The sequence below is a fragment of the Bacillus sp. TH50 genome, from assembly GCF_016650565.1.
Taxonomy (GTDB): Bacteria; Bacillota; Bacilli; order Bacillales; family Bacillaceae_G; genus Bacillus_A; species Bacillus_A mycoides.
Window position 1 is genome coordinate 15,325 of the sequence record NZ_JAEKFM010000003.1, and the last position, 18,553, is coordinate 33,877.

An 18,553-nucleotide genomic window follows, 5' to 3' on the forward strand; every position below is an offset into this window, starting at 1 on the left:
GAAAAGTAATTTGAAATAACTATTTGGAGGGAATAGCTATGCTTTTAAAATATTTTTATGATGAAAAATTAGCACATGCTTCCTATTTAATCGGTTGTCAGAAGGAAGGCGTAGCAATTGTAATTGATCCCAGCCGCTATATAGAACAATATATAGAATTTGCTAAGAAAGAGGGAATGGAAGTAATTGCTGCGGCTGAGACTCATATTCATGCAGATTTCCTATCTGGGTCTAGAGAACTTTCCCTTCTTTTTAATGCAAATTTATATGTATCAGATGAAGGCGATAGTGATTGGAAATATCAAAATCTTAACGAGGGCCGATACAATTTGGTTAGAGAGGGAACAGAGTTTAAGGTTGGTCATATAAAATTCAATGTCATTCATACCCCAGGGCATACGCCTGAAAGTATTTCCTTTTTAGTAACCGATACAAGTCAAAATAATTATATGAATGATAAACCGATAGGAATATTCACAGGTGATTTTATATTTGTAGGAGATATAGGTAGACCCGATTTATTAGAAATTGCTGTTGGTATTAAAGATACCGCAAAAATAGGAGCGAAACAATTATTTGATTCTATACAAAAAATAAAAATACTCCCCGATTATTTGCAAATATGGCCATCACATGGTGCAGGAAGTGCATGTGGAAAAGCATTAGGAGCAATTCCAACTTCCACATTAGGTTATGAAAAGATGTTTAATTGGGCGTTTCAATGTAATGATGAAGATAATTTTATATCGAATTTATTGACGGGACAGCCAGAGCCTCCAAAGTATTTTCCATTAATGAAGCATTTAAATAAGTATGGTCCACCAACTCGTAAGAAGAGAGAGATTACTGCTATTTATATAATAGAAGAACTTCAAGAAGTGATGAGGGGTGTTCAGCAAATAGTTGATATAAGGGATGTAGAGTGTTTTGCTGCTGGCCACATCGAGAAGTCAATTAACATACCTTATAACAATTCTTTCACAACTTGGTGTGGGGGGATATTAGATTATAAAAAAGAAACTTTAATAATTTTAGATGCGGAAAATGTTAAAGTGGAGGAAGTTATTAGAGACTTTGAGTCCATTGGCTTAGATAATATTATTGCTTTTGCACCTTCAAAGGTAATTCAAAGATTCCATAGTTTAGAGATTTATAAGGAAAAAACATCAAATGAATTATATCCTTTAATAAGAGATGGAAGTGTAAAGGTTATCGATGTGCGTAGTAAAAAAGAGTGGGATGAAGGACATCTTCATGATGCAATACATATCACTTTAGGTAATCTACTTGAACGGCTAGATGATGTACCGAAAAATTGTCCAATAGTTTTACAATGTCGAACGGGGTTACGTTCCGCTATAGCAGCTAGCATTTTACAAAAAGCTGATATAAAGAAAGTAGTTAATTTAAAGGGAGGATTTCTTACGTGGAAAAAAGAAGGGCTCCCCTATACAACATGTAATCAAGAAATTTGAAATATATCAAAAGAGTCAAATGGAAAGAAAATAGAATCATTTGAAATAATCTAAGGGGATAAATAATAAAATTCAATTGCTATCAGTATGGGATATATAAACTAAAAATGATTTATTAAAGCCGCATTAAACGATAAAATTAAGCACAAATATGCTGATGTGTATCTATTCTATAAAAGTACATAAAACTAAGATATTCGAACGAACTCAAAAAGCCGAAACCCCTTAACTTAGGAATTTCGGCTTTGATAATGGTATCTGGCATGTTTACCGCAATAGAGTTATAAGTTCTTAAATTCCTTAAATTAGAAACTTGTACTTGATTACCGTAGTTAAATTGTTGCCCTTTTAAAAGAACTGGTTAGAGAAAAAAGAAAAATCTATTGGTTAGCATTTAACCGAAAGATTTTTCTTTGAATTAGCGTCTTTTATATCATAATTATTGAGGAAGGGAAATTCGACTGAGAAATGCTGTCAAACAAAAGAATAGGCTAATCTAATTTCTAATGGTCCCAGTATCTTTTATTTTGACGTGTGTTTTTACAGTTATTTTAGCCTCTGCTAATGCTTGCAACCAATCTCCTTTTAGTTTTTTCCACTCGTTATATTGAAAAGCTCTAGCATATAACGATAATCCGATAGGATCAATTTTATTCTTTTGTAATTCATACAACATATTTTGTAATTTCTTATTAATTTCTTTTTGAACCTCATTTTCTAAATTATGTATGTTTTTTTTATTATCATAATGCTCCTTAATTAAATGTGCGTTAGTTTTTTCTATTAAAGCTACATTTGCATTTATATCGAGATTAAATACAAACTTTCCGTTTCGAAAATTAACATCTACCTTCCTTGTCGTATTCTGTACCAAGATAGAAGTGTTTGGTTTTTTGTTGGATTTTTTAGGAGGAAGCACAAGGTGTAGTATCATCCGGCCTTTATTTTTGGGCTTATTTATAAGATTGAAGAATTTAACATCTTTTTTAGGGATACGAGTTAAAAATTTTCCTTGTCGATCTAAAAGTGCAATTCCTATCGTGTCAATTTCATTTTTTGTTTTTTTAATAACTGGAACAGCTTGTGTCATTCCTTCTTCGTTTTTTTCTCTCATTAATTGTTGGATAGTGGAAGAAACGGATTGATTATTTTGAATGGAGGATTCGATTACACTACTTATATAAGATGGTAGTGATGGTTTATCGGGCTTATTAATTGTGAAAATTTCTTCTACAGGTCCATCAACAAGTACTACTTTAGCATTAATGGTAGCGTAAGGATCACGGTAAGAAGAATCAAGCTCCTGCATCCAATTTGCTTCTTGTGCTAATTTTTTCCCAATTAAAATGATTTCAGCTTTTGAGGCTGTCATATAACCCGTTAACTTCGTATCTATCTTACTGAATCCATTATATACAGTTGATGCCTGCGTCCAATGCTCTATAGTACTTTTTTGCTGTTTATGATGAAAGAGTGGTATGCTTGTGCCCACCTTTACGTCTCCATTAGAGTTTCTATCCAAGGCAATTAAAAGGATTAATGAAACCTTCTCAAGTGGAATTCTCTGACTACAACTAATTAAACATACACAACAGATTACAATCCATATCCATTTTCGAATCAAAGCTGTTTCCTCCTAGTAAACCAAGTAAAAAGAATGCTGTATGCGAAAAAAAGATTGGTAATAGAATAAAGAAAATGATATTTAAGATATCCATAAGAGAATATATAAACAAATATTGATCCACATCGGGATTTAGAAAAACGAATAAGCCGACTATTAATAGCATAAAACCAGCCAGCAACCAATTGCGAACGGTTTTTTGAAATAAAATGGTCACAGATTCGAAACTGAAAAATAAATACGGATATATTGTAGTAGAAAATACAACCAAATAGTAAGCGATATATATAATTTCTAATCGTTCTATGAATGAAAAACGAACCCCTTTTAACAAATGAAATACTGGCCAAATTACGTCTTTTATCCCCTCCGGACTAAAGTATATATAAGAAAGAATAGTCACATATAGATAGAAAAACATGGTTCCAGTATTCGCTATTAGTATTCCTTTTATGGCTTTTTGTTTTTTTTGTAAGAACGGATAAATAAAATATGCAATTTCTAAGCCAGCATAAGGGGTAATTGTTTCTTTTGTTGCCTTTACAATAGGGGATATGCCATCTTTAAAAATAGGTAGTAGGTGTAAAGGATTGTAGTTACTTTTTAATGAAAACAGAAGAAATAGTGGCATCCAAGCAGTGAAGAAGAAAACAAGCATAGAATAACTAGTAAGAGCCCTTATCCCACTCAATGATAAAATAATAAAAGGCAATAGTAATAATATGGCGATTTGATAAGCAGGAGTGGAAGGGAATATCCACACTTTTATAATGTCAGTTGCCTTTAATAAAGTATTAAAACCAGCAAAAAATAGATAAAAGGCATATAAAAGAAGAAAAATTGTTCCTAGCCATTTACCAAAGTATGCTTTTAAAATCTGTGAGAAATTTTTGCTAGGACTTTTTTGTAACATTAATACAATAAATACGCCAATTATAGAAGTAACCATCCATCCCATAATGATAGAAATCCAGCCATCTGTGCCAGCGGTAGTAGCAAGTGGGCTTGGCATAATTAACATACCTGATGCAAGTTGCAGTGAATGGATGAAAACAATAAATTCAAATAAAGTTATGTTTTGAAATTTAAGATTCCCCATGCGAACCACCTTCTTTTTTCTTTTTTTGTTTCGGCTGTCCTGTACTCGAGCGGGTCGTGATCATGGAAATAGGAAATCTTACAAAAGAATCTTTTAACTCTTGGAGACGAAATGGTGCAATTGGCAATCCATATGGTGAACCATAGGAAGTTAATGAAACAAAATGAGCAAATAAGAGCATTAATCCACTAACAATACCTACAATCCCATAAAAATAGGCCAATAACATCATTGGAAAACGAATAAGCCGAATACAACTTGATAAATCATAATTAGAAACAATAAATGATGCAATGGCGGTAATAGATACGATAATAACCATAACGTTACTTACAAGCCCAGCTTGAACAGCCGCCTGACCAATTACAATCCCTCCAACAATTCCAATTGTTTGTCCAATTGGTTGTGGTAAGCGAATACCAGCTTCACGTAGCATTTCTAGTGTGATTTCCATTATAAAAGCTTCCAATAAAGGAGAGAAAGGGACTTTAACTCTTGACGTTGCAATAGAAGTGTATAGATCTAAAGGAATGATTTCAAAGTGAAAAGAGACTATAGCAATATAAATTGCGGGTAAAAAAATAGCTATAATAAATCCTGCAAATCGTAATAAGCGAAAAAATGATGCAATGAGCCAATGTATATTATAATCATCTGGAGTCTGAAAAAATCCAATTAAATTCATTGGGACAATCATCGCACCAGGAGATCTATCAATTAACACTGCTACTTTTCCATCAAGTATATGATTAGAAATGGCATCTGGGCGTTCACTTAAATAAGCCTGTGGAAAAGGAGTCCAATTTTGATCCTTTGTAAAATTAGATAGTTCTCCAATGCTCAATATCGCATCCGTTTTAATTTTACAGATTCTAGTTTCTATTTCTTGGACCACATCTTCGTTTGCTACATCCCCTAAGTAAATTAAATAGACTAAAGAAGTGGCGCGTTCTCCAATTGTCATTTTTTTAATTTTCAATTCAGTAGAAGGAATATATCGACGAATTAAGCCTATGTTTTTTGTGGCATTCTCAATAAACCCATCATGTGAGCCTTTAATAGTAACTTCTGAAATGGGTTCTTGAATCGCTCTTTCTGCCCAGCCTTTTGTATTTATTAGAAGGGACCTCTTTTCTCCTTCCATAAACAGTACACATTGTCCCTCAAGTAATCCTTCTTTAATTTCATTCCACGTACATACTATTTTGGTATGAGTAGCAATAATATTAGAATTAAATATTTGACTGTCTTCATTCACTTCTTGTAATAATGGTGTAACAACATTTCCTTTTAATGCAACACCATCTGTAAGGCCTTCAAAATAATATAGTAAAATATTCGTGTTTGTTTTTAATTGCAAAGGATGTTCAATCAAATCTGCACTAATATCAAAGATGTTATCTAATGTATTTTTAAGTTCTTTTAAGTTACTTGTTTGGATTTTTTCAATGGTTTTATCTGTCTTTGTTTCTAGGGTCTTTTCATTTAAGGACAAAATTGACACCTCTTTAATATATAACGATTCGTTGTAGTTATTATTTTTATATGTTTGAATTTTATTCACTAATTTAAACGGATTGAGATCAAGAATAACTAAAATTGAAGTACTATATTATAAATTCAATAATTGAGAGTAAAAAAGTAGATGTAATTTGTGTAGAAATCTAAGTATCAAGATAGAAGTGAAATTTGAATGATTATAATAAAAAAGAACCCTTGATAGGTTCTTTTTAATAGTTGGTAAATATGTTGTCAACAATAGATGGCGATAAAGGTAGTAATTTAGATGTCTTTATGTTACTCAGCTGAATTTTGTAGGAAGAATTATTTTTTCATACCTCAATGCTCAATAAAAAAGGACATTTCATTTATTTGGGTGTTTTAGTGTATTTGAATTTTGCACGCTAACAAATTTTGTTTAGGGACAAAATGTGAAGTTTTATTCTGAAATAACAGAAAGTTAATGCGGCAAAATTCCTATTGGTAATTTGGATAGGTATCAAATATTTCTTTGGCCTTATTTTCTTGATATGACCGTACGTTTATATGTTTCTAAGGGAAAGAAATATTTTTATTTTTATTACCATCTATTGTTTGATTAAGATGGTAACACGAAAATGAAACGTTTACAACCAGAAAATAAAGAAAAAATATTAAAATGCGACTTTTTTCGACAAATATTCCTATAAAACGTTTTGTAGGAATTAGAAATAACTAAATTAGTAATAATAGCTTAATATATTAAAGTGAAATTCAATGAATAAGAGTCCAAAGGCATGAATTTAAATGATAAAGTTATAATTTTCTTTTTTGAACTGTAAGTGTTTTACAAGTATAGTTAAACTTTAATCCAACTAGCATTTCTTCCTTTTTTCACTAGCTTAATATGGCCAAACAATTGCAAGGAATTTAAAGCCTTACTGATTGTACTCTCTGCTATGTCTGGATATGTGTTACGAATACACTCCTTAGTAAAGGGTTGTTTTTGTTTAAGGATAAAATCCTGAATTCTCTCCACTTTAGTATGCTTACATATAGAATCTAGAACTGTATTATGAAGATCTTTGTACGCCTCTAATATAATAGTTAAAAACGTTTTTAACCAAAAGCTACTATTATGTTCCTCGCAGTACCAATTTACCGAAGATTTATAAATCGAATTGTAATATTCAGATTCATTTTTCTTAATGTATTTATCCAGACATACATATTTTACAAATGTATTTCCACTCTTAATTAATAGCAATTGCATTAACATAAGTGCCAATCTGCCGTTACCCTGATTAAAAGGGACTATGCAATAAAAATTAAATATAAAACGAGCTATTAATAAAAGTGAATGATGGCCCTTACTAGAATTTAATGAGTTATATTGATCACATAATTGTTCCATTACTTGTGGAATAAGCTCATGTGGAAGAATGCGGTAACTATTTAAGTGCATTCCGTTTTCAGGAATACCTGGAATAGTAAACGGTTTTTCGCGCCATTTGGCACTGTCAGAGGTAATGTAATGTATTAATTGAAAATGTAATTCCTGTATAGTCTCTGGATTGATTAATAAATCACAGGAATTCTTATGTACAAAAGTAAGTGTTTGATAAAAACAAAAGATAGCATCTTCCGAAATATTTTGAGGTACTATATCATCTAAAATAAGTTCTTTTAATCTTTTATTTGGGACTTTTATATCTTCATAGGTAGTAGTAAAGTTTTTTATGTAATGAAGTGGTATGGTTTTTTCTAAGCTAGTAAATATATCAGGATTTTGTTCCTGATAAGCAGCTAATTTTCCTTTTAATTCACTAATTTCACTGATTATATTTAATAGTCTCCTTTTTAATTCAATATTTTTATACTTGTCATCGAAAAAATTTCTCATTTTTATTCCCCCTGTAACCCCTTAACATGCTGTTACATAAATCTTTCCATTCTAAAGATAGTTTACAACATTATTTTGAAATAACAATATATTTATTTTGATTTTGAACTTATTTTAGAATCAAAATTGTTATTTAAATTTGGTTAACGAGTTAGAACTTATGATTAATCATGTTTGAATAAAGAATGAATATACACAGATAGAAAATATAATTTTAGAATTATTATTAGTGTAGTTTGCTGTATTATTGCTGGGAATTTACTAGAAAGTAACTAATTTTCACAAATAAAATAAAGAAAGCTTAAAGAGGAATCAATAGGATCTAATTTGAATAGGCATAATCCTAACATTAAATGTGCAAATGTACAATAATTAAATGAAAAAAATATGAAAATATCGACTTTTTTCGACAAAATAAATTAAATAGAAAAACAATCTAATGTAAGAAAATTGTTGCTTTAGATGGTCTCTGCATTTCATAAATTAATATTGAAGGAATTATCAAATGATTTTTACGAGTAATAAAAGAGTAGATATATAAATTAAATTGTGACAATTATAAAGTTAGTATTCTCCATTTTCATTATTTAATTTAACAAATTTAATAATAGTAAGGTAACTTTTCTATATTTAATATAAGTATTTGATGGGGTATGCTCATAAAAAGTGTCATTTTCTATATATCCATGTAGCATTTAGCGCTTGTATTGCGAAATATTTTGAAATAAGTTAATTTAAATATTAGGTACAGAAACATTTTAAGGAAAAGAGTCAGTATAAAAGTACCCTGAAAAACGTTTCACCCTAAAAACGTTTTTCCTCAAGAAAGATTTTCAGGAGCACTAAAGTTTTTTAATTTGTTTCTGTGCCTTATTAGATAAAAATAATATAATAAGTTGTTTAGAAAAGGTGAAAAATTCCCCCATTATAAAATGAATTCATATCACTTAACGTCCGTATGTTCTAGTTAAAGTAGGAATTTAAAGAAAAGGAAAGGGCTAGCTCTAGTTATAATTAGTGCAATAAATAGGGGGCTACTCAAATTTTTTTGTTTGATTTGGTAGGAGTAATATTTACGTTTGTTGGACTAGGTGTATTAAAGTGCATACCCTTTTTGATTCAACCGATGAGGCGCTAATCAAGGATTTAATCATCTAGAATTTAAAAAGGTTAAATGTGGAACTGAATTTTCTGCTAAATTAGTAGAGACTAAACCTTAAATTGAACTATTCACTACTTAACGTCCTGATAGATTGTTTGAAGTGTTAGTAGGCAAATCTAAAAATAAAAAAGGATATTCTACTCTTCTTTTATGTATATAAAACAAAGTGTAAGGTAAGTTCCAGATCCAAAGTGTTTTATTTAATATTCATTCAATCTCATGCGTACTACTTTTATTTTCTTAAGAGCATGTATTTGCGTGGATGCTCTTAAGAGAATAAAATGCCTAAAAAAATAAGTATAAGCATACATTTTAAAAATTGATATATCGTATATTATAAAAAACTCCTTGTTCTTCAAATAACGAACAATACAATGTGAATGAAACTCTCAGAAGAATTTACATATAGAATTCATCTTAACTCAAAAAAACACATTTTATGCAAAATTATATTTGCTGCTATAGAAGGGTGGGGGTTAACATGACCAAAACTTGGTGTAGGTTCGTATTCCTTGTAAAATAAGTGATTCTTTACTGTTTTCTCTAGTTGTATCTATTAATGATTCATCAGGTTTCCTTCCAGTGGAAGGGACATAAGTTGTTACTACCCTTGGAAATATATTAATAAACACCCATTCAAATTTGTCGATATTTCTATTTCCAAATTCTAATGTTTCAATTGGCTTAATTGTATTTTCTCTATCAAAAAATTTTATTATGTAAAACCTTTTTGAGAGGTCACTACTATGTTCAATAGTCCAAATTAAATTTTCCATTTTCTTGATTTGCAACAAGTCCATTTCCGAGAATCCTTTCATACATAAATATAGCGAATATTCCTATTCTATACTATATATTTTGAAATTTAAATAGTTATCTTATACGATGAGATAAAAAGAAGTTAATACTCTAAAATTTATCTTAGAAAAGGACACACCTATGAATACATATGCTATAGGTGTGTCCTTTTTTAGTTGTTTATAAGTTTCCTACAGAGTTATTGAAGTAACGTTTCAACAGTGTCTCCATAGTGAAGTGAGATTCATTATATAAGATTCATTTAAACCGTATATTAAGTTCATATGAATCGCATATTGGAATTTTACAATATGCGTGTAAGGCGTTTCTGAAATTATATTATTTTGAAAATATAAACTTCAATATACCAAAAAGTAAGAATATTAAACCGTAATAATTTTAGAATATACTTCTAATTAAAAGACGTGCGGAAATGCACGGATAATAAAGGAGAATTTCTTATGACAATGTATAAAAGTGAAATGAAAAAGAGTGTAATAACTGAAAAGGATGTAGATATGTTAAAAATAATGGCACATCCAATTCGATTGCAAATTATAAACGAGTTAATTCAGTATAAAAAATGTAATGTTACACAATTGACGGAGCTTTTAAAAATTCCACAATCTACTGTTTCCCAACATTTATCGAAAATGAGAGGCAAGGTGCTAAAGGCTGAAAGAAAAGGCTTAGAGATGTACAATTATATTACTAATTTAAAGGCGAGTCAGATTGTAGGGATTTTAGGTTTGTAAATAAACAAAACTTCACACATATCATTATAAGTAAAGCACAGAATAATCCCCCCACAAATAAGTGGGGGATTTCTTTTATGACAAAATATCAGTTTTTTTGAGGAGTGTCACGATAGTCACCATGTTCTAATGTGTTAGTATATGAAAAATTTTGAAATTGCTAAAATGCTTAATATTATTCACTAGAAGTTATGTCGCAAAAATCTTTTAATTTCATCAAAAGCTAAGTGACGATGACCAGCCTGACAATGTTGTTCACCACCAGTTTTCTTAGTGAAAACTACAGAAGTGATGGAGGCTGCATTACATAGCTCCGATTCGATTTGCGGTAATCGGCCAATTGGAACGTACTGATCGTCTTCACCAGCCAGGAGCAATACTTCTTGATTTATGAACTGACCGATTCCTGCCATCGTATGTTTTTCAAAGTTTTTAAGTAAGTTAAATGGCGTTTTTTCACCTGTATTTTCCATACCTTTTTTAACTTTCCAGTTCAGGTCGATGCTGGTGGCCATCATTTGTTTAAACATGGTATTAATTTTGTCAGCTTCATTAGTAGCCAGAAGCGTGGTCAATTTATTCCAGATATTATCCGGCATGCGCATCTTGAGTGCATCAAGGCCACTATAAAAAATATTAAAGGCGATGACTTTGTCGATTCGTTTTTCAAAAGCGGCGGCACGCATTGCCAAGTAGCCGCCCCAAGAAGCCCCGAGAATACTAACACGGTCAAGTTTGAAATAGTCAATGACTGTGGAAACGGGCTTCTCCCAGTTGTGGATGAATTTTAAGCCGTTTTTCAGTGCTGTTCCTTGTCCAGGTCCATCAAAAACTATAATATTATAATTGATTCCTATGAGGTAGTTCATCATCTTCATCATTTCCTCCATGTAGGAATCGTAGCCTCCAAAGAAAAGTAGTGTATTACATGCGCCTGGTGTCATGAATTTGATTGCAGGAAGATAGGAATCTTCATAAGGAATTTGATAGGTTTCATACTCAAAGTCATGAAAGCCCTTATAAAAAGTTTCACGGTATTTTTGGTACACTTTTTCTTTTTTTGGATCGGATGATTCCATATAAAACTCGGCAGCCTGATAATAAACCGAAGCTAGATCGAAGTCTTTCTGATGCTCCCGCATTGCTGCATATTCTATCCAAGTGTTATACCAGCTGTCCGTGTCTGTAAGTCTTGGGATGATGGCTTGCAAATCCTGATTTGCCCGCTCATCGTCTTGATAGAAATCGTTGAAAAAACGGTTAATTTGCAAATTGAACTGTTCGTTGTTTACATACTGTTTAAACATAAAATCCCTCCTTATATTTGACTACAAGGTAAGGATAAGAGAAGTATATTAAAGAAACAACAAGCAGGAAAGGGTAAGAAGTACGAAATCGAACCATAAGGATATAAATGGTTTGATAAGCAACTTTGGGAAGGAGATTGATTATTAATGGGAGAGGATGTTCGCGTTTATAAAACGAAGAAAAATATTTCTAATACACTTATTACCCTCTTGAACGAAAAAGAGTTTGGGCGAATTACAACTAAAGATATTTGCATACATGCTATGGTGAGTAAGTCCACATTTTACAGCCATTTTGCAGATAAATATGATCTTTTGGAAAAATTAGTGCAAAATTATGTCTGCTGGTTCAAGGAAGAAATTGAATTTCGTTTCGCATTAATAGAGAATGGAAATGTGGCTCAAGCTATTAATATGATAACCGATAAGATCTCAGCGCGAAAAAAAGAGGTTGCAACTTTACTCCATGTACGTGTTCCCTCAGCGGATTTACGTTTAGAATTAGAATCCATTTTATATAATGCCTGCTATTCCTATTTGAAAGAGCAGCAGGTTGAAGTAAGTGTGCCGATTGACTTTGTAGCTCAGTTGTATACAGCAAACGCAATGGTGTCAATCAATTGGTCGCTGAGCAACGATAAAAATCCAGATGTGGTTGAACTAATCGATAATATGCAGGGATATGTTTTTGATCTGATTTTATCAGGTGGTGAGAGAATGTAATAAATCATGAAACCTGCTTAATAATGTAGTTATCGTGTGGGGTGTGGTTGTAAAAAATTAAGTAATCGATATTTGGATTTTTTGTGAATCTTTATTGGTTTTTTATAAACTCTTTACTACATAATGTTACAAAATAGAATTAATTTGCTTAATTTAGCCCCATATCAGGTTAATAAATAAACTAAATGTGTTTATGTTATTGAACTATTAATATATTAGTAGGTGATTTGTTCGTTTATCCCTATATTGCTATTATATTAGCGTAAACAATATATTGGGGGGACAAGTATGAATTTGAAATTAACATCTAAGTTAGAAAGATTAAGAAAAAGTAAAAAAGGAATTGGTGCTTGTGTTTTAGCTGCAGGGGTGACGGCAATTACAATGATTCCTCAAAGTGCATATGCACATGGGTTTGTTGAAAAGCCGAGTAGTCGTGCTGCTTTATGTAGTCAGAATTATGGAGCATTAAATTTAAATTGTGGAAATGTAATGTACGAACCTCAAAGTCTAGAAGCACCTAAAGGATTCCCAGATGGTGGACCGATTGATGGGAAAATTGCTTCGGCAGGAGGATTGTTTGGAGGGATTCTTGACCAACAAACATCAAATCGCTGGTTCAAAAACACAATAAAGGGGGGAGCAAATACATTTACATGGAAATACACAGCGGCACATTCTACAAGTAAATGGCATTATTACATTACAAAAAAGGGATGGGATCCTAATAAACCATTAACACGTGCTGAATTAGAACCAATTGGAACTGTGAATCATGACGGTTCGGCAGCATCAAATAATTTAACACATACAATTAATGTACCAACTGATCGCAATGGTTATCATGTTATTTTAGCTGTATGGGATGTAGCAGATACGTCAAATGCGTTTTATAACGTAATTGATGTGAATTTAGTAAATAATGAAACTCCCGACACAGTAGCTCCAAGTCAACCAACGGGGTTAAATGCGTCTAAAGTTTCTGCCAATAGTGTTGAACTAACATGGAAGGCCTCTACTGATAATATAGGCGTAAAAGAATATCAAGTGTTACGTAATGGAGAAGTAATTGGTACGGTACTAGGTACAACTTTTACTGATAAAAAATTAAAAGCAAATACGGAATATACCTATACAATAAAGGCATTAGACGCTGCTGGAAACATATCAAAAGAAAGTGAAAAACTAAAGGCTAAGACAACAAATGAAATTCCAGATAAAGAGGCTCCGACTCAACCAAAAGGATTACATAGTATGGGTACAACAGCGACAACTGTTGATTTGATGTGGAGTCCGTCTGAAGATAATGTAGGTGTTGACCATTATGTTGTATATAGAGAAAACGCAGGGGTTATGAATAAAATTGGGACAACGGATAATACATCCTTTGTGGATAAAAATTTAAAGGCAAATACATCGTACAAATATGTAGTGACAGCGGTTGATTTAGCTAGAAATGAGTCTAGTAGAAGTGATGTTTTAACTGTAGCAACAAAACTAGAGGGTTCTACTTATGAAAAATGGGATGCAAGAAAAGCATACAATAAAGGTGATAAAGTAGTACATGAGGGAAAAGTGTATGAAGCGATTCAAAGTTATCAAGGGAACGGCGATCCAAATTGGATTTTTGCACTATCGCTTTGGAAGCCAGTTTTAAATAAATGATATGTGGAAAAGGGTAGTTATCACTTATTCTATGTGCAATACTGGAACAGGGGTGCAATTTTTACTCTTCATCCCAATATATACGAAATGAAATTATTGAAGAACCCCAATGGTATTCCATCAAAAAGGAATTCCATTGGGATTCTTTATTTTTTAATTTGTAATAGCGTATATTTTCACTGTAAATTTGTTAGTGGCACCAAGTGGGCTTGCAATATAATATTTAGTATTCGTATAAGCTTCAGTCCTAGATCCATGTGAAATATTTTTCCAACGAGTAGAATCTGTACCTAGGGAAACGTCAATCATTACATTGAAAGAGATAGAAGAAGGATGATCTTTTTCTGAAGGCTCAATAATCCATTTTAATTCCTTAGTACCTACAGGTAAACTATCAATTTTAAAGTTTTGACTGGATCGATTTTTTTGACCGGATAAAGGACTAGATTCGGAAGAAATTTGCGAAATTAATATTTCTTTTTCATTCGAATGTATACCATTTAATTTAATGATACTATCAATTAAACCTGGACCAGGAAAATCAGCTGCAATGATACCAGTATGTTTCATTCCACCTTGTTGTAAGAACTCAGTTCCAAGTGTATTCATTCCACCATAAAATACTTGACCATTTATATCACGAGGGAAATCTTCCCACGCATTAGTTGTAGCTTTTTGAATCATCTTGGGGTTACTATCAGTATTTCTGCTCTCTTTACCACTTGCAACAAACCAAGGATAAACATTATTTAATAATGCAGCAGCACCACCTGTGCCACTAAAATGGTTAAGATAGATTTTATCATTGTTAAAATTATTATTTGCATTTTGAAGGTGGGTTTTCACCGCATTCCATTTTTCATACATTCCGTCTGGTCCGTTTTCAATTTCAAATGTATCTTGTATATTTAAGCTATCGTAATTAATACCATATTGCTGAGAGGCTGTAAAGTTTTGTAAGATTACAATTTTCCCTCGGATGTCTCCTAGAGTAGGATTATTTCTTTTTGAAGTTGGTACAGAACTCGGATCCCAAAAATAGGAAGAATTAAGGTCTTTGTATTTATTAAGTATTTCCTCGAATGATAGTGAGCCACTTTCAGGAGTAGTTTCTTCTTTTAAGCGCATTAAAATTGTTTCTGTGGGATGATCTTTTAAAAATTGAATTGCCTCTTTTAATACATCTTCAAACATTGCTTTTTGATTTACAATCCCATGGTACATTGCAAAAGAATCTTTTACACGTTTAACACGCATATCTACATATCGAATTCCGGAATTTAATTGTTGTGGTAGACTCATAGTTTGATTTCTTGTCAAATCTTCATCAAGAAAACTTGCTCCATGTAAAGCCATTGTACCGTGAGTCCCTGGAATAGATATTTCACTCAATTTTGTTGAATCTGCTACTTTCGACATCCATGCTGGGTTTTGATAGCCTATATTGGATTCATAGGAATAACCTGGATGACTATCAGCGAAAATAGTAGATGGTGTACTTAAACTTACTAGTGTGAAACAAGTAAGGATACTAATTTTAAAAAATTCTTCATTTTTATTTTGTTCATTTTATCTCTCCTGACTTTTAAACAATAGATATAATAAAACAAGATGATTTTTTACTACATCTATTGTTTTCATTCTTAAAGTAATGAATTTTTGTGTTTGAAAAAATCAAAATAGGGTAGGAAGTTATTTGAGATTTTAATAGTTTGTTGTAATGAATTGTATCTAATAGTCAAACGGATTCTTAAAGAATTGAAGCATAGATAGGTAAAAAACAAACTTTCCGCTGTACTGTATACAAACAAAACAGAAGTCTTAAAAAAGACTTCTATTTTGTGACATATAATGAATGATAAGGTGGTTAACAAATCAAGATAATGTGACTGAGTGGTAAAAATCTATTTATAGCTGTTTCAGAATTTTTTATAACAAGGTTACTTATGAAAAATGGGACTCTGTTAGGCTAACAAAAATTAAGAAATTCTACTCATTAAAACTTAAACTAACTACAGTTGCGATAGATTGGGCTGCATGTTCCCAGCTGCCATCTATAACTTTCCCAATCTGCTGACCGAGTGCATTTAAATCATTTGGATTAACTGGAATCCCATTATAAGCAGCAAGAATTGATAAAAGTGGAGCGGCAAAAGGTGTCCAACCACCTCTATCAATATTAAATACAGGCTTATCTATTACCTTTCCATCTTGCACTGTAAACTCATAATAAAATTGATCATCTGGACGAAAACTTAAATGATGAGAAATTTGTCCCTTAACATATGTTTTACCGCCACCTAAATTTACTACTTCAATTGGTTTTACATTAAATTCATGCTCAAATACTTTAATTTTTTTAACTTCTGGACCATTTAAGGCAGCCTTAACCGCTGTTTCCAAATTATTTTGTGCGAATGGTTGAATACTCATTTGTGCCTCTTTTTGTTGGATAGGAGCCTCTTTTTCTGCAGCAAACACCGATGTAGTCGGTAGTGCACCTGTAGCTAATGTAGCTGCAAGTGCTGTCGTCATCATGATTTTTCTTTTCATCTTCATAGTTTTCTTCCTCCCTTAAAGTTATGATATATAATTTTTAAAAGACTGACATGGGGCAATATTTTATTTCATAATGCACGCAAAAACTAGGTTAAGAATTATGTCAGAAAATCAAAATTAATTATATATTCATTTACAATGATATCTATCTACACATGTTTTTTCAATTTTCTAACAAATGGTACAATAATAACTTTTCATAAGGTAATTTATTGTTTCAATTCTCTCTATGCACGTTTTAAACAAATTAAAATCGGAGTGGTAATAATATATTTGCAAGCAAATGTCGTATATAATTCGAGAAAAGTACACAATTTTTTTATAAAAAACTATAGGAATTATCGTTATATCGTTATCAAACTAAGTAAGATAAATAATAATATGATGAAGAGCTTCCAGTGATTCGCTATAAATTCACTGAAAAATGAGCATGACATCATACACTCATGCACGACAACTAGGATATCAAAGCTCCACTTTATAGCGAATGAGCTAATACGAATGAGATTGAAAAATTTTATTAGTGGCGTATAAAACTATAAAAAACACTGCAAATCAATTAAATAATATCAGTTATTCTGAATGCGAAGGGCACGTAATATTTATTGTGAACTGTAGTACTGATTAAGATTTTAGGAGGAAATATGAACAAGAAGACTAAAAGAATCATATTAATTATTGGTATATTAGTAGGCATTAGTATCTTTTTATATTTACAAAACAATTTAATAAGTATAACTGAGGTTAAAATAACCTCTAGTAAAATTCCCTCTTCTTTTAAAGGATATAAAATACTACAAATTTCAGATTTACATAATAAAAAATTTGGTGATAATCAGGACGTATTAATCAAAAAAGTGAATAATTCGAATCCTGACATCATTGTTATTACTGGTGATTTAATAGATAGTAAATCGTACGATGCAGAAATTAGTCTGCAAGTAATACGAGAACTTGTAAAAGAGTATCCTATATATTTTGTGACAGGAAATCATGAAAAGTGGTCGGGAAAATATAACAGTTTAGAGAAAGAATTGAAGAAACACCATGTTACTGTTTTAAGAAATGAACATGTAAGCATTCGAAAAGGTGAGCAAGAAATAAACTTGCTAGGTATTGATGATCCGGAATTTAATACTGGAGATATTGATGAAGGAAGTATTGTAAAAGATGCAATTGTAAAAGCAAAAATTGAAACGCAGCCAGATAGGTATAATGTATTATTATCCCATAGGCCTGAATTTTTAGAAGCATATGCTGATGAGCAAGTAGATTTAGTATTATCGGGTCATGCACATGGGGGACAAGTTCGGTTACCTTTTATCGGGGGATTAGTTGCTCCTAATCAAGGAATACTGCCCAAATATACAGCGGGTTTATATGAACAACAAAATACGTCTATGATAGTTAGTAGAGGATTAGGCAATAGTATCATTCCGCAAAGAATTTTTAATAGACCTGAGATTGTAGTCGTGCAGTTAAATTAATCTGTACGGCTTTTTTGTTCAGGGGAATAATTTAAAGGTAGTTTTTCTTGAGTACAAGTTTCCATTACAATTTTGTTAAAATTTTTCAACGTTACATAAAGTAACAAAATTTGACCTATTGAGTTTGTTATAGTGTAAATAATCAAAAAACTTAAAAATTAGTCGAGTTAAAATAGTTATTATTAAGCAATATTAAAAATATAAAGGGGTGTACAAATGCATAAAGAATTTGAAATTGAAGAATATACGGCGATTGAGGAGCAAATTCATTATTATAGTACGTCTTTATTAGTAAGTCATCCTGAGCAAATTGTAAAGTATTTAGAAAAACGGTTGGAAAAGTATGCAGAAACGTTACAATATGCACATTTATATCCGGAAACGGTTATATTACCAATACAGCAAATAGTTATCGAATATTCTTTAGATGTTGCTAGAATTAGAAGGTATTTAAATTTAAAAACATAAATAAAATCGAATAATTTACAATGAAACAGAGTCGACTTTAAGAAAAAAT

General features: G+C 31.5%; 12 protein-coding genes and 2 pseudogenes. 6 read left to right on the forward strand and 8 right to left on the reverse strand.

The window, feature by feature from the left end; all coding sequences use genetic code 11:
- Positions 1–38: 38 nt before the first annotated feature.
- Positions 39–1,475 (forward strand): MBL fold metallo-hydrolase, encoded by a 1,437-nt coding sequence (locus JFU23_RS00095; protein ID WP_201031025.1) that lies wholly within the window; start codon positions 39–41, stop codon positions 1,473–1,475.
- A 496-nt stretch (positions 1,476–1,971) separates the two neighbouring features.
- On the opposite strand, the gene JFU23_RS00100 is transcribed toward JFU23_RS00095, so the two are convergent.
- From JFU23_RS00100 to JFU23_RS00120, 5 genes and pseudogenes are all read right to left on the reverse strand, one after another.
- Complete coding sequence (locus tag JFU23_RS00100) at positions 1,972–3,099, reverse strand: Ger(x)C family spore germination protein (protein WP_201031026.1); 1,128 nt, start codon at positions 3,097–3,099, stop codon at positions 1,972–1,974.
- Positions 3,096–4,198: pseudogene (locus tag JFU23_RS00105) on the reverse strand (GerAB/ArcD/ProY family transporter). The gene JFU23_RS00100 and the pseudogene JFU23_RS00105 overlap by 4 nt, the downstream one beginning before the upstream one ends.
- A complete protein-coding gene (locus tag JFU23_RS00110; RefSeq protein WP_085311217.1) occupies positions 4,185–5,693 on the reverse strand; it encodes a spore germination protein in 1,509 nt (502 codons plus the stop codon). Before JFU23_RS00110 ends, JFU23_RS00105 begins: the two are co-directional and overlap by 14 nt.
- An 843-nt stretch (positions 5,694–6,536) precedes the next feature.
- Positions 6,537–7,580: a Fic family protein gene (locus JFU23_RS00115; protein ID WP_085311219.1), complete on the reverse strand. Its 1,044-nt coding sequence runs from the start codon at positions 7,578–7,580 to the stop codon at positions 6,537–6,539.
- A gap of 1,638 nt (positions 7,581–9,218) precedes the next feature.
- Positions 9,219–9,542, reverse strand: coding sequence for a hypothetical protein (locus tag JFU23_RS00120; protein WP_002127477.1), 324 nt, complete (start codon positions 9,540–9,542; stop codon positions 9,219–9,221).
- Between the two features lie 459 nt (positions 9,543–10,001).
- Between JFU23_RS00120 and JFU23_RS00125 the strand changes: the two genes are divergently transcribed.
- Positions 10,002–10,295, forward strand: a complete 294-nt coding sequence (locus JFU23_RS00125; protein WP_201031027.1) for an ArsR/SmtB family transcription factor — start codon at positions 10,002–10,004, stop codon at positions 10,293–10,295.
- A gap of 182 nt (positions 10,296–10,477) precedes the next feature.
- Here JFU23_RS00125 and JFU23_RS00130 read toward each other — a convergent pair whose 3' ends face one another.
- A complete protein-coding gene (locus JFU23_RS00130) occupies positions 10,478–11,602 on the reverse strand; it encodes an alpha/beta hydrolase (protein WP_201031028.1) in 1,125 nt (374 codons plus the stop codon).
- A gap of 147 nt (positions 11,603–11,749) precedes the next feature.
- Between JFU23_RS00130 and JFU23_RS00135 the strand changes: the two genes are divergently transcribed.
- On the forward strand, positions 11,750–12,325 hold the full coding sequence (locus JFU23_RS00135) for a TetR/AcrR family transcriptional regulator (RefSeq protein WP_002085457.1): 576 nt from the start codon (positions 11,750–11,752) through the stop codon (positions 12,323–12,325).
- A gap of 288 nt (positions 12,326–12,613) precedes the next feature.
- Positions 12,614–13,990, forward strand: a complete 1,377-nt coding sequence (locus JFU23_RS00140) for a lytic polysaccharide monooxygenase (RefSeq protein ID WP_201031029.1) — start codon at positions 12,614–12,616, stop codon at positions 13,988–13,990.
- A gap of 153 nt (positions 13,991–14,143) precedes the next feature.
- Here JFU23_RS00140 and JFU23_RS00145 read toward each other — a convergent pair.
- A pseudogene (locus tag JFU23_RS00145) lies at positions 14,144–15,558 on the reverse strand (phosphatidylinositol-specific phospholipase C).
- Between the two features lie 421 nt (positions 15,559–15,979).
- On the reverse strand, positions 15,980–16,549 hold the full coding sequence (locus tag JFU23_RS00150; RefSeq protein WP_002065511.1) for a hypothetical protein: 570 nt from the start codon (positions 16,547–16,549) through the stop codon (positions 15,980–15,982).
- Positions 16,550–17,193: 644 nt separating this feature from the next.
- On the opposite strand from JFU23_RS00150, the gene JFU23_RS00155 reads away from it, so the two are divergent.
- A complete protein-coding gene (locus JFU23_RS00155; protein WP_201031030.1) occupies positions 17,194–18,036 on the forward strand; it encodes a metallophosphoesterase in 843 nt (280 codons plus the stop codon).
- A 216-nt stretch (positions 18,037–18,252) separates the two neighbouring features.
- Complete coding sequence (locus JFU23_RS00160; RefSeq protein ID WP_002017002.1) at positions 18,253–18,504, forward strand: hypothetical protein; 252 nt, start codon at positions 18,253–18,255, stop codon at positions 18,502–18,504.
- Positions 18,505–18,553: the final 49 nt, after the last annotated feature.

What these genes read in the sequence shown, in the direction of transcription:
- JFU23_RS00095 (WP_201031025.1), top strand. Translation starts at nt 39, where the DNA reads ATGCTTTTAAAATATTTTTATGATGAAAAATTAGCACATGCTTCCTAT.
- JFU23_RS00115 (WP_085311219.1), bottom strand. Translation starts at nt 7,580, where the DNA reads ATGAGAAATTTTTTCGATGACAAGTATAAAAATATTGAATTAAAAAGG.
- JFU23_RS00120 (WP_002127477.1), bottom strand. Translation starts at nt 9,542, where the DNA reads ATGGACTTGTTGCAAATCAAGAAAATGGAAAATTTAATTTGGACTATT.
- JFU23_RS00125 (WP_201031027.1), top strand. Translation starts at nt 10,002, where the DNA reads ATGACAATGTATAAAAGTGAAATGAAAAAGAGTGTAATAACTGAAAAG.
- JFU23_RS00130 (WP_201031028.1), bottom strand. Translation starts at nt 11,602, where the DNA reads ATGTTTAAACAGTATGTAAACAACGAACAGTTCAATTTGCAAATTAAC.
- JFU23_RS00135 (WP_002085457.1), top strand. Translation starts at nt 11,750, where the DNA reads ATGGGAGAGGATGTTCGCGTTTATAAAACGAAGAAAAATATTTCTAAT.
- JFU23_RS00140 (WP_201031029.1), top strand. Translation starts at nt 12,614, where the DNA reads ATGAATTTGAAATTAACATCTAAGTTAGAAAGATTAAGAAAAAGTAAA.
- JFU23_RS00150 (WP_002065511.1), bottom strand. Translation starts at nt 16,549, where the DNA reads ATGAAGATGAAAAGAAAAATCATGATGACGACAGCACTTGCAGCTACA.
- JFU23_RS00155 (WP_201031030.1), top strand. Translation starts at nt 17,194, where the DNA reads ATGAACAAGAAGACTAAAAGAATCATATTAATTATTGGTATATTAGTA.
- JFU23_RS00160 (WP_002017002.1), top strand. Translation starts at nt 18,253, where the DNA reads ATGCATAAAGAATTTGAAATTGAAGAATATACGGCGATTGAGGAGCAA.